Origin of the sequence: Vibrio sp. 5S239 (assembly GCF_041439575.1) — a bacterium.
Taxonomy (GTDB): domain Bacteria; phylum Pseudomonadota; class Gammaproteobacteria; order Enterobacterales; family Vibrionaceae; genus Vibrio; species Vibrio kanaloae.
This window is the reverse complement of record NZ_JBGOOM010000003.1, coordinates 169,909-181,936: the sequence shown is the minus strand read 5'-3', so window position 1 is coordinate 181,936 and position 12,028 is coordinate 169,909. Positions and strand designations below refer to the sequence as shown.

Annotated in this window: 8 protein-coding genes; 5 read left to right on the top strand and 3 right to left on the bottom strand. The window is 44.5% G+C overall.

The window, feature by feature from the left end; genetic code table 11:
* Window positions 1-53: 53 nt before the first annotated feature.
* Window positions 54-1,349 carry a glutamate-1-semialdehyde 2,1-aminomutase gene (hemL, locus tag ACED48_RS04355; RefSeq protein WP_017056655.1) on the bottom strand — a complete coding sequence of 432 codons (1,296 nt, stop codon included), beginning with the start codon at window positions 1,347-1,349 and terminating at the stop codon, window positions 54-56.
* Between the two features lie 285 nt (window positions 1,350-1,634).
* Here hemL and erpA point away from each other — a divergent pair, with 285 nt between their 5' ends.
* The 3 genes from erpA (at window position 1,635) to ACED48_RS04340 (ending at window position 6,494) form a co-directional block, all read left to right on the top strand.
* Window positions 1,635-1,976 (top strand): iron-sulfur cluster insertion protein ErpA, encoded by a 342-nt coding sequence (gene erpA / locus ACED48_RS04350; protein WP_004734539.1) that lies wholly within the window; start codon window positions 1,635-1,637, stop codon window positions 1,974-1,976.
* 275 nt (window positions 1,977-2,251) lie between these two features.
* Window positions 2,252-3,376, top strand: a complete 1,125-nt coding sequence (locus ACED48_RS04345; protein ID WP_017056656.1) for an efflux RND transporter periplasmic adaptor subunit — start codon at window positions 2,252-2,254, stop codon at window positions 3,374-3,376.
* 10 nt (window positions 3,377-3,386) lie between these two features.
* Window positions 3,387-6,494 carry an efflux RND transporter permease subunit gene (locus ACED48_RS04340; protein WP_017056657.1) on the top strand — a complete coding sequence of 1,036 codons (3,108 nt, stop codon included), beginning with the start codon at window positions 3,387-3,389 and terminating at the stop codon, window positions 6,492-6,494.
* A gap of 78 nt (window positions 6,495-6,572) precedes the next feature.
* Here the strand turns inward: ACED48_RS04340 and ACED48_RS04335 are convergent, their stop codons facing one another.
* Entirely contained in the window at window positions 6,573-7,862 is a 1,290-nt protein-coding gene (locus ACED48_RS04335; protein ID WP_017056658.1) for a peptidoglycan DD-metalloendopeptidase family protein, read from the bottom strand.
* Between the two features lie 129 nt (window positions 7,863-7,991).
* On the opposite strand from ACED48_RS04335, the gene tyrS reads away from it, so the two are divergent.
* Both tyrS and ACED48_RS04325 read left to right on the top strand, forming a co-directional pair.
* A complete protein-coding gene (gene tyrS / locus ACED48_RS04330) occupies window positions 7,992-9,179 on the top strand; it encodes a tyrosine--tRNA ligase (RefSeq protein WP_017056659.1) in 1,188 nt (395 codons plus the stop codon).
* A gap of 402 nt (window positions 9,180-9,581) precedes the next feature.
* A complete protein-coding gene (locus ACED48_RS04325) occupies window positions 9,582-10,427 on the top strand; it encodes a magnesium transporter (RefSeq protein ID WP_017056660.1) in 846 nt (281 codons plus the stop codon).
* A 125-nt stretch (window positions 10,428-10,552) separates the two neighbouring features.
* On the opposite strand, the gene dacB is transcribed toward ACED48_RS04325, so the two are convergent.
* Window positions 10,553-11,971: a serine-type D-Ala-D-Ala carboxypeptidase gene (gene dacB, locus ACED48_RS04320; RefSeq protein WP_050546271.1), complete on the bottom strand. Its 1,419-nt coding sequence runs from the start codon at window positions 11,969-11,971 to the stop codon at window positions 10,553-10,555.
* Window positions 11,972-12,028: the final 57 nt, after the last annotated feature.

Genomic DNA, 12,028 nt, shown 5'->3' with positions numbered 1-12,028 from the left:
GCGTTAATGCAGCCCTAAATTCAATCGGTTAGCGACTTATAAAGGACTTTCGATTAATTACTTTCAGAAGCAATGATCGCGAAACAACGGTCAGCCGCTTCTAGTGTCGCATCAATCTCTTTTGAACCATGAGCCAGAGAAGTAAAGCTTGCTTCAAATGCTGATGGGGCAAGATAAACACCATGCTTAAGCATTAGGTGGAAGAAGCGCTTGAAGCGTTCAACATCACACTTAGTTACATCTTCGTAGCAGGTTACGGTTTCTTGATCTGTAAAGAAGAAGCCGAACATACCGCCAGCTTGGTGTACAAGTAAAGGAATACCGTGCTTGTCAGCAAGCTGCTTGAAGCCATTCGCTAGTTGTTTCGTTTTCGAAGCTAGACGTTTTTCGTTACCTTCTTCTCGTAGAAGGTTCAAACATGCGTAGCCAGCTGCCATTGCTACAGGGTTACCTGAAAGCGTCCCCGCTTGGTAAACTGGGCCTGTTGGTGCGATGTATTGCATCACTTCTTTGCGACCACCAAAAGCGCCCACAGGCATACCGCCGCCGATCACTTTACCAAGGCACGTTAGGTCTGGCTTGATGTTGTAGTAAGCCTGCGCACAGCCTTCAGCAACGCGGAAACCTGTCATTACTTCATCAAAGATTAGCAATGCACCTTCTTGGTCACAGATTTCACGTAGACCTTCGTGGAAGCCTTCTACTGGTGGGATACAGTTCATGTTGCCCGCCACTGGCTCAACGATGATACATGCGATTTCACCTTTGTTTGCAGAGAATAACTCACGTACTGAATCTAGGTTGTTAAACGTTGCCGTTAATGTCAGCTTAGCAAAATCAGCAGGAACACCTGGAGAGCTTGGTTGACCTAAAGTCAATGCGCCAGACCCCGCTTTGACTAGTAGGCTGTCTGCATGGCCATGGTAACAGCCTTCAAACTTGAGGATTTTGTCACGACCAGTGAAGCCACGAGCAAGACGAATTGCACTCATTGTTGCTTCAGTACCCGAGCTAACCATACGTAGCTGTTCCATTGATGGAACCATCTCAGATACCAGTTCAGCCATTTTGATTTCAGTTTCAGTTGGAGCACCGAAGCTAAGGCCTCGTTGAGCTGCTTCAATGACTGCATCACGAATAACAGCGTGGTTGTGACCCAAAATCATTGGACCCCAAGAGCCAACGTAATCGATATATGCTTTACCATCAGCATCAAAAATAAGTGGGCCATCAGCGCGTTCAACGAAGATTGGCGAACCACCTACGCCATTGAATGCACGAACTGGAGAGTTTACGCCACCAGGAATAGTTTGCTGTGCTTGTTCGTATAGCTCTGCTGATTTGGTCATTGATATATCCTCTTTTGACTGTCGGACCAATTGGCACGCATTGTACCTATCCCGAATCCAACTAGGAATGCTTTCGCCGATTTAATCATCCGAATCTGGTTGTTTTGTGTGGTTACACGTTTTAATTGCCAGTTTACAGCAGTAAAAGGGAGGATCCGGTGGTGAATACTTGAACGTTTCAGTCAGGTATTAGATAATCAGCTGAATATAAGAAAATACTCAACAACTATGGTCTCGAATTAGATTTGTATCATGTTGTTTTTGACACAGGTAAGAGAGGTTGTCGTGAGCGAAGTAAATATCCCATTGTCTTTTTCTGATGCAGCAGCTACCCGCGTACAAACGCTAATTGCTGAAGAAGAAAACCCAGAACTAAAACTGCGTGTATATATTACAGGTGGTGGTTGTAGTGGTTTCCAATACGGCTTCACATTTGATGAAAAAGTAAATGATGGTGACACTACCATTGTAAACAGCGGTGTAACGCTGGTTGTTGACCCAATGAGCCTACAGTACTTAATGGGCGGCATGGTTGATTACACCGAAGGCCTAGAAGGCGCACGTTTCTTTGTGAACAACCCGAACGCGACAACAACATGTGGTTGTGGTGCATCATTTAGTGTCTAGCTTTAGTGGAAAGTAGGGCTTGAAAGATTGTAAACGCCGGACTGATGTTCGGCGTTTTTGTTTTAGAGGAACCTTAAAAAGACTTACTGCTACTTTAAATTTATTATTTTTCAAAGTATTCCGGCTTTTTGTAAACAGCATATTTTTTAAACTGTCGATCGTGTCCAACTTCATTCTTCGTTGGTCTGTTAAGGTTACTTTTGTACATCAGGAAGTTGTATATGACATATTAAATTAATTGGCGTAATTAATTATATAGTATAAAAGGATTTGCTATGACCTCTCTCTTTTCTGGCCCATTGCTTTCTCAGAAACTTAAACAGCCATGGTTGGTTTCTTTGATTCTCGTGATGTTGTTGTCTATTTGGCTTGGTTTAGGAGTGGGACAAGCGGAAGAATCGCCAGAGAAAAAAACGGCAGAGGTTCCGCTGGCTAAGGTTTCTTTTCAAACATTCACTTCTTCACCTACCTATAAAAGTATTAATCTCTATGGCAGAACGGCGCCAGATAGACATGCTCGTTTAGGAGCCGAAGTCGCGGGAAAGATTGTTCGATTGAACGTTGTTAAGGGGGATATGGTTAGAGCTGGACAAGCCATTGCTCAGATAGATAAGGGTGATTTAGAAATTCAACTTGAGCGAGCCTCGGCTTTATATCGCTTGAAGCAGAAAGAGTTCAAAGCGGCGCAATCACTGAAGAAAAGAGGGCTGCAAGGCGAGATAGCCTATACCACCGCAGAGGCTTCACTAACGGAAGCAAAGGCCATGAAGCGCAACGCGGAACTGGCTCTAAAGAATACCGTTATTACTTCGCCTTTTTCGGGCGTGGTTCAAGATTTGATGGTTGAATTAGGGGATTTCGTTGGTGTTGGCGATCCAGTTGCAGGCGTGATTGACCTCGACCCTTTGGTCATCGAAGCCGATGTCAGTGAACGTCATATCCAGCATTTGTTAGTTAATCAGTCTGCCTTGGTTCGCCTGTTGGGAAGAGAAGATGCGGAAGGTCGCTTACGTTATGTTTCTCGAATCTCTTCTGCCTCTACCAATACCTTCCCAATCGAGATAGAAATCGATAACTCTAAAGGTCTATTACCAGCAGGTGTCAGTGCCGAAGTTAAACTCAACCTAGAAACAAGAGATGCAATCAAAATAACACCGGCGATGCTGGCACTGGATGAAGCGGGTAACCTCGGGGTCAAAACTTTGGTCTCTGCTAGTGACTCACCAACGGTGAAGTTTGTGGGCATCCAATTAGTAAAAGCCGAGCAAGATGGCGTGTGGCTCACAGGACTTGGACAACGCGTTGATATCATCACGGTAGGCCAAGGTTTTGTGCGTGATGGCGATTCGGTGATTGCGGTTGCGCAAGGCGCTGAACTCTCAAATGTAACCGCTGAGTAGGAGATTGCCGATGTATTCAATCATTGATGCAGCCTTGTCTCGAGCTCGAACAATGCTCTCCCTTTTGGCGTTAATCCTTGTAGCCGGTGTCGTCACCTATATCACGATCCCCAAAGAGTCGAGCCCAGACATTACTATCCCGATTATCTATGTCTCTGTTGGGCACCAAGGTATTTCGCCAACCGATGCTGAACGCTTATTGGTTAGGCCGATAGAGCAAGAGCTGAGGTCGATTGAAGGCGTAAAAGAGATGACAGCAACTGCAGCAGAAGGCCACGCCTCCGTTGTGTTGGAGTTTAACGTTGGTGTCGATCTTACTAAAGCGATGGCCGATGTTCGTGATGCGGTGGATCTTGCTAAGCCAAAGCTACCAGAAGACAGTGATGAGCCAACTGTGAATGAGGTGACGCTTGCTTCAGAGCAGCCGGTACTTTCGGTTGTGTTATTCGGTACTGTCCCTGAACGAACTATTGTGCAAATAGCCCGCGATCTTGGTGATGAATTAGAAAGCTACCGGCAAATTCTAGAGGTCGATATTGCGGGTGATCGTGATGATATCGTAGAGATTCTCGTTGATCCTTTACTAATGGAAAGTTACAGCCTCGATCAAGCTGATATCTACAATCTGATTGCTTTGAATAACCGAGTCGTGGCGGCGGGTTTCGTTGATACGGGTTATGGGCGTTTCTCTGTCAAAGTTCCTTCGGTTTTTGACTCCTTAAAAGATGTGCTTGAGTTACCTATCAAAGTGGATGGTAAACAGGTGGTGACATTCGCTGATGTGGCTACGGTTCGTCGAGCATTTCGAGATCCTGAAAGCTTTGCCCGTTTAGATGGCAAATCCGCGGTTGTCTTGGATATCAAGAAACGTGCGGGTGAAAACATCATTGAAACCGTTGAGCTAGTCAAAGCGGTAATGGCTGGTGCTCAGCAGCAAGCTGAATGGCCAAATAACCTATTGGTCAAATACACCTGGGATGAATCTAAAGATGTGAAGATCATGCTCAATGATCTTCAAAACAATATCTTATCCGCCATCATTTTAGTGGTGATCGTTATTATCGCAATTCTTGGTGTTCGTACCGCATTACTGGTTGGCATTTCAATCCCCGGGTCATTTCTTACGGGGTTATTGGTTTTGTCTGTATTTGGCTTAACTGTCAATATCGTGGTGCTATTTTCGTTGATTATGGCTGTTGGTATGTTGGTCGATGGCGCGATTGTGGTTACTGAGTTTGCTGATAGGCGGATGCAAGAAGGGGAAGGGCGTAAAGCAGCCTATCGAGATGCGGCTAAGCGTATGGCATGGCCAATCACTGCCTCTACGGCAACAACCTTGGCGGCGTTTGCTCCGTTGTTGTTTTGGCCGGATGTAACGGGCGAGTTCATGAAGTTCTTGCCATTAACACTGATCGCGACCTTAACTGCTTCATTGATCATGGCGTTGTTGTTTGTTCCCGTACTAGGCGGGTTGATTGGTAAACCTCAATACGTATCTCCTCAGAGCCAAGCTCGAATGGTGGCTTTGCATAATGGCGATTTTTCACAAGCAACGGGCTTAACCAAGGCGTATTACCACACATTATCTATTGCGATTAGTCACCCATTTAAAATTCTTTTCGGTGCGATATTACTTGCGGTTGCGGTGGGTTTTACTTACTCCAAGGCCGGGCTTGGTGCTGAGTTCTTCCCTGAAGTCGATCCGCCATTTTTTAACGTCAAAGTTCGTTCACATGGTGATCTTTCAATTCAAGAAAAAGATGACATTATGCGCGATATCGAACAGATGATGCTGAATCATGATGAGTTCGATACTGTTTACACACGAACGGGTGGCGACGATCAAATTGGTTTGATCTCGATTACACCTGTCGATTGGCAATATCGTCGTAGTGTTAAAGCGATCATTGAAGAGTTGAAGCTACAAACTGAACCTTACCCAGGGGTTGAGATTGAATTCAAGTTTCCCGATGCAGGACCGCCAGTTGAAAATGACTTAGTGATTGAGCTGGCGGCAAAAACACCAGAGCAGCTTAATCAGGCGGCTAAAATTGTGAGGCATTGGGCGGACGGCAACCAAGCGCTAACCAATGTTAGTGATACCGCGAGTAAAGACGGTATAGATTGGAAGGTGGATATTCGCCGAGACGATGCTGCCCGTTTTGCTGCGGATGCAACCTTAGTTGGTAATACCGTTCAGTTTGTCACCAATGGATTAAAGATTGGTGATTACCTGCCAGATGACTCATCAGAAGAAGTCGACATCTTAGTGCGTTACCCGAATGATAAGAGAGACATTGGCCGCTTTGACCAGTTAAGAGTCAAAACACCGGCAGGTCTTGTTCCGATTACCAACTTCGCGCAGATTGTTCCTGACCATAAGCAAGACACGATTAAGCGTCTTGATGGTAAGCGAGTAGTGAACATCATGGCGGATATGGAAGAGGGCTATAACCTTGCCCTCGAACTGCCAAAGATCGAACAGTCGCTGAGAGAGTTGGGGCTGCCGAGTAGCGTTGAGTTCCGTATCCGTGGTCAAAATGAAGAACAAGAAAACTCTTCGGCCTTCTTACAAAGTGCATTCATGGTTGCTCTTGCAGTAATGGCGTTGATTCTGATCACTCAGTTCAATAGCTTCTATCAAGCATTCTTGATTCTCAGTGCGGTGTTGTTTTCAACGGTTGGTGTGTTTGTTGGCTTGCTTATCTTCCAGCGTCCGTTTGGCATCGTGATGTCTGGCATTGGGGTTATTGCGCTTGCTGGGATAGTGGTGAACAACAATATCGTGTTGATTGATACCTATAACCAGTTAATTAAAAGAGGCTTAGATAAGCGAGATGCCATTCTAAGAACTGGTGTTCAGCGTTTAAGGCCGGTAATGTTAACGACGATAACCACCATTTTAGGTTTGATGCCGATGGTCTTAGAGATGAACATCGACCTGATAAATCAAAAAATAGAGTTCGGTGCTCCGAGTACGCAGTGGTGGTCTCAATTGGCTACGGCAATTGCAGGAGGATTGGCGTTTGCGACGGTACTGACATTGGTACTGACGCCTTGTTTGTTAATGATAGGGCGAAACAAGAAGCCTGAAATAACAGACACTGTGGTTCGATGAAAATAAAAAAGAGCACCTAAATAGGGGCTCTTCTCATATGGTTATTTAACGGTGAAGTTGCCGAAACCTGTAAACGATCTAATTGGTCGCAAGCAACTGACCATATCGTTCAAGGTTTTGTAGTCGGATCCCTGAATTAGCAATGAAGGTCGTTTTCGTTTTGCCGGTCAACGATTTTGATTGAGGCAGTTTCACCGTCCGTGCATTTTTATGTACGCCGTTGACCAAGAATTCATAGTGTAAGTGTGGGCCAGTCACACGACCTGTTCCACCAAGAGTACCGATAGTTTGGCCTTGTTTCACTCGCTGACCTGTTTTCACCATACGTCGCTTCATGTGCAGATACTTAGTAATATAGGTATTACTGTGGCGGATGAAAACGTAGTTACCATTAAATTGGTTGTAACCTGATTTTTGAACAATACCGTCACCAGCAGCCCAAATGGGTGTGCCTACTGGCGCCGCGTAATCTGTACCTCGGTGTGCGCGGACCTTACCTGTCACAGGGTGTTTTCTACGTGGATTAAAGTTAGATGTCACACGACGGAAATCAATTGGTGAACGTAGGAAAGCTTTTTTCATTGCACGACCATTTTCGTCGAAGTAGTTGCCGCTTTTATCATCTAATATCGCGGTAAATGAATCACCTTGGTTTCTGAAAACTGCAGCGATAATCTTGCCGCGACCAACCACTTCGCCTTCAACGACTTTCTCTTGGTATAAAATCTTGAAGCTATCGTTCTTGCGAATATCCAGAGCAAAATCGATATCCCAACCGAAGATCCCCGCTAGCTCCATCATTTGATTTGCGGTTAGCCCTGCGCTTACGCCTGCATTCCAGAAATTCGACGTAATATTGGCTTCGGCATAATTGTATTGGTAGACAATTTCTTTTTTGTCAAAACTTGAGGAAAAGGAATCACCAGACTTGGTGATTTTAAAGTTTTCAAATGCACTAAGCTGTCGTTTTAACTGAATAAGGTTGTTGTTTTCATCAAAACCAAATTGCAAAACATCACCGGGTCTTAGGTTAGATAGCTGATTTTTAATATCATTATTGGTATTAAGTAGAGTGATCAGTAAGCGGTATGAGAGGCCGATGCGTTCGAATAAAACAGAGGTGCTTTCGCCAGAGCGAACGGTATATTTTTCCCAATTGAGTACTGATGTTGGTAGTGTGTCACTTGAAGTGGTAAGAATAGATGCATTGATAGCTAGTGGGTAATGTTTTCCCACGACTAAAGCGCCAGTGTCGTCACGTAAGCTGTTGACATCAGGGAGTAAGAAAATCGCGACGAAAATTACGGCACTAAAAAATGCGATAAAAGCCCGGTGCAAAATAGGAAGACGTGCAAAAATTGATAACATGTTCCGGTTCGTTTTGTAAATATGATGAAAATCGACGATGGAATAGTGTAACTGGTTTCAAAATACATCGCTATTCAAGTAAGATGTCTAATTATTATATTTTTGCCAAATCTGTGGGAGTGAACAAGAATGGCGAGTATTGAAGCTGCACTAGCCGAGATCAAACGTGGCGTAGAAGAACTAATTCCAGAAGACGAACTGATAGCGAAGTTAAAAGAAGGTCGTCCTTTACGCATTAAGCTGGGTGCCGATCCAACTGCTCCAGATATCCACTTAGGCCATACGGTTATCTTTAACAAGCTTCGTGCTTTCCAAGAGCTTGGTCATGAAGTGACATTCCTTATTGGTGATTTTACTGCAATGGTTGGTGACCCATCAGGTAAGAACTCCACTCGTCCACCGCTAAGCCGTGAAGACGTATTGAAGAATGCTGAAACTTACAAAGAGCAAGTATTCAAGATTCTAGATCCTGAGAAAACACAAATTCGTTTCAACTCTGAGTGGTTATCTGAGCTTGGTGCTGAAGGTATGATTCGTCTTGCTTCTAACCAAACCGTTGCTCGTATGCTTGAGCGTGATGACTTTAAAAAGCGTTATGCTGGTAGTCAACCGATCGCAATCCACGAATTCATGTACCCACTTCTACAAGGTCACGACTCTGTTGCACTAGAGAGTGATGTTGAACTTGGCGGTACTGACCAAAAGTTTAACCTTCTAATGGGTCGTGAACTGCAAAAAGCGGCAGGTCAAAAACCACAAACAGTATTGATGATGCCACTGTTGGTTGGTCTAGACGGTGTTAAGAAGATGTCTAAGTCTGCGCACAATTACATTGGTATCAGCGAAGCACCAAGCGAGATGTTCGGTAAGATCATGTCTATCTCTGACGATCTAATGTGGAGCTACTACGAGCTACTATCTTTCCGCCCACTTGAAGACGTTGCGGAACTAAAAGCTGGCGTTGATGCAGGTAAAAACCCGCGTGACGTGAAAGTTCTTTTAGCTAAAGAGATCATTGCTCGTTTCCACAGTGAAGCGGACGCAGAAGCGGCTGAACAAGAATTCGTTAATCGTTTTGCGAAGAACCAAGTACCAGATGATATGCCTGAATTCGAATTCGAAGCAGGCCTACCCATTGCTAACGTTCTAAAAGAAGCGGGTCTAGTAAACTCGACTTCTGATGCGATGCGTATGATTAAGCAAGGCGCAGCTAAGCTTGAAGGCGAAAAGATTGAAGACAGCAAATTTGTACCGGAAGCAGGTACCGCCGTTTACCAAGTTGGTAAGCGTAAATTTGCTCGTATTACTATCAAGTAATATTAAGGCTCGATGATTTATCGAAAAGGCATCTATGGATGCCTTTTTTATTCCCCTCAAAATAAGAACTATTGACCGAAATTTGACAAAGTTTTTGAACGTGAGCTGCTACACTGCGCGCGCTGTCAAATTGGCAGTAATTCTGGAGATTTTTATGAACAATACCGACCATCCTCCTAGTTTGAATGGAGAAGAATAACCTGACTCGGTATTGATCTATTGTCCTGCCGTTCCGGTAGGGTATCTTTGTTTTCCCCTCTCATTCTTTTCCACACTCTAGATTCTAACAAATAGACACATCTGTGCGTTAAGCTCTTGGTGCGCCTAGCGGTATGCTTTTTGTGTACTAGTGTAGGCTATTTGTTTTGATGGTCGTTACCTTTGCCAATCGGGAGATTCGTCATGACGGTAATGAACAACACTTTTTTATCTATTGAAGCTCTGTATTCAGAGCAAGACATCCGAGCTGTATCTAATGCATTTCAGCAATACGGACGTGAGCAACAAATTAACCTTTTGAACCGTATGCCACTTGAGGATGCGGTGTTAGTGCTTGGGCAATGTTCTCTCAGTGCGATTCAGGCCTTACTGAGTGGTTTAGAAGAGCAAGGCTTTGAGAAGCGTTCTCGACATTTAGCTCACCAACTAGGGTTGATCTATTCAGAGGTTGAGCCTCAGCAGGGTTACCTTTCAACGGGGGTTATGAGCCACGTTAGGCAGCGTATCGGTTGGATTATCGCCTTAGCGTTACTTGGTATTGTTTCTGGACTTATCATTGCTCAATATGAAGATATCCTGAGCCAATTGGTACTGCTGGCGATCTATATGCCTGTTATAGCCGCAGCGGGTGGTAACACGGGCACCCAAGCTGCGACTCTGGTGATCAGAGCCTTAGCCACCGGTGAGATGAAGAAGCGCCAATGGGCTCAAGTTTTATGGAAGGAGTTTAGAGTAGCCATTTGCTTAGCTTTTGCTATAGCTGTGGTGATGATCGGTCGTATCTTATTGTTTAGTGATAACCAGTCAACAGGGGAGTACGACATCAATATGATTGCTTTTGCGATTGCGATGGCGCTATTTATTCAGGTGACGATATCAACAGTATTAGGTGCTGGGTTACCGATCGTAGCAAGGTTGTTTAAGCTTGATCCAGCGGTGTTAGTGAGCCCGGTGCTTGCTTCGATAGTTGATATCTCAGGAATGTGGATCTACTTCACTGTCGTGAACTCATTCCTAGGAATCGCTTAGCACTTATAAAAATAGGCACTTATAAAAATAGTTAAATACATCTGAGAAACAAAAATGGCGCTGAAGATTGAAGGTCTTCAGCGCCATTTTTATTGTTTAAGTAGATGCTTACACAGAACTACGCATTACTTAGATTTGCTTTGTGTTTGACTGAACTCGACCACATCTTTGTAGAAAGCACGTTCAAACTGAGTGATCGGCGCTTCTACTGGTTTGTCTGGATTCTGTTCTTCAGGGAAGTAATCACGGACAAACTGCACAAACAGAGAGTTTGGTTTTCCCGCCTGATCTAATCCGTATCCCGCCATGTTGTAACTGCCGTATAGAGATCCACTCTTGGCAATGATGTTGCCTTGGGTAGGTGCTTTTCTCATGCTTTGACGGTATTTGAGCGTTCCATCAGTGCCCGATGTAGGCATAGCCTCAATCAGGTTGAGCTGTTGGTCATTATCCCAGATGTAACGCAGAACCTGAGCCATGGTTTGTGAGGTCATGCGATTATTCCTCGATAACCCTGAACCATCGACCAACTGCTCTTTGCTTAGGTCAATGTTGGCCTTGGTCTGCAATATCTGTTTTATTGCTTCAGTACCATTATTAAAGCTACCGGGCTGGACATAAAACGTTGCACCAAGCGTTTTGGTTAGGTTGTCTGCGATGAGGTTGTCTGATTTCTTCAGCATGGTATCGAGCAGTTCTGGAAGTTTTTCAGAACGGTGACTCGCGACTAATATGGTTTTGTTTACTTTAGCTTTTTTACCAATAATTACGTCGCCTTTAACTTGGATTTTCAGCTCTTTAAGAAGCGAAGTGACGACTTGATAGGTGTAAAGTTCTGGGTTTTGAATCGCGAACTTGAGTGGTAATGGCTTCTTACGTTCAACCAAGCAACCAGAAAGCTTGTAAGTATTGTTTGGAGTAGTAATGAGCTCTAAGTCGCATTGTGTGGCCTTCTGCCCTGAGCGAGTTACGGTGGCTGCGGTGGTTGTCACGTCTATCGGATAATGAGCTGGGATATATACTCGTGTGGTACCGTTATCTTTCGTATAAATAGAGGCTTGTGCGCAGTTGCTGTCTAACGTCATTGCACTAGAAGGCGCGCTGTAACAAACGCCTAGAATGTCCCAAGGCCAACCAACCGCTCGTTGATAGCCCGTAAAAGCCGAGTTATCTAGGTATAAGTTGCCCGTGATGGTTCCGGATTGAGATTTAGCGTATTGAGCTAACAGGCTTTTTAGATCCTCTCGCTGTAGCGTTGGGTCTCCGCTAAATGAGATCACTGCATCCTTACTAGAACGAGAAATGCTAGTCGTATAGTGAAAGTCATCCCCTAATTCTAATTTAGCCGCCAAAGCCGTGACCAGTTTTAAAGTGCTAGCTGGTGGATAAAAGCCACCACTGTCGATATCCATTTCATTTAAATCGCCACTTAGAGATCCTAAGATTAAACTTGTGCTACTGCCAGCGGGCAGTTTACTTAAAGGAGCGTAGGCAAATGCAGAGCACGATAGTAAGGATACGATAAGTATATAAAACCTAGTCATTTTTATTCCAATATGAGAACCGTTCTAAAACTATTGCTAAGTTATCGTAGTGAGGCT

Excerpts from the sequence above, each read along its gene's own strand:
- hemL (WP_017056655.1), bottom strand. The coding sequence starts at position 1,349 with ATGACCAAATCAGCAGAGCTATACGAACAAGCACAGCAAACTATTCCT.
- ACED48_RS04345 (WP_017056656.1), top strand. The coding sequence starts at position 2,252 with ATGACCTCTCTCTTTTCTGGCCCATTGCTTTCTCAGAAACTTAAACAG.
- ACED48_RS04340 (WP_017056657.1), top strand. The coding sequence starts at position 3,387 with ATGTATTCAATCATTGATGCAGCCTTGTCTCGAGCTCGAACAATGCTC.
- ACED48_RS04335 (WP_017056658.1), bottom strand. The coding sequence starts at position 7,862 with ATGTTATCAATTTTTGCACGTCTTCCTATTTTGCACCGGGCTTTTATC.
- tyrS (WP_017056659.1), top strand. The coding sequence starts at position 7,992 with ATGGCGAGTATTGAAGCTGCACTAGCCGAGATCAAACGTGGCGTAGAA.
- ACED48_RS04325 (WP_017056660.1), top strand. The coding sequence starts at position 9,582 with ATGACGGTAATGAACAACACTTTTTTATCTATTGAAGCTCTGTATTCA.
- dacB (WP_050546271.1), bottom strand. The coding sequence starts at position 11,971 with ATGACTAGGTTTTATATACTTATCGTATCCTTACTATCGTGCTCTGCA.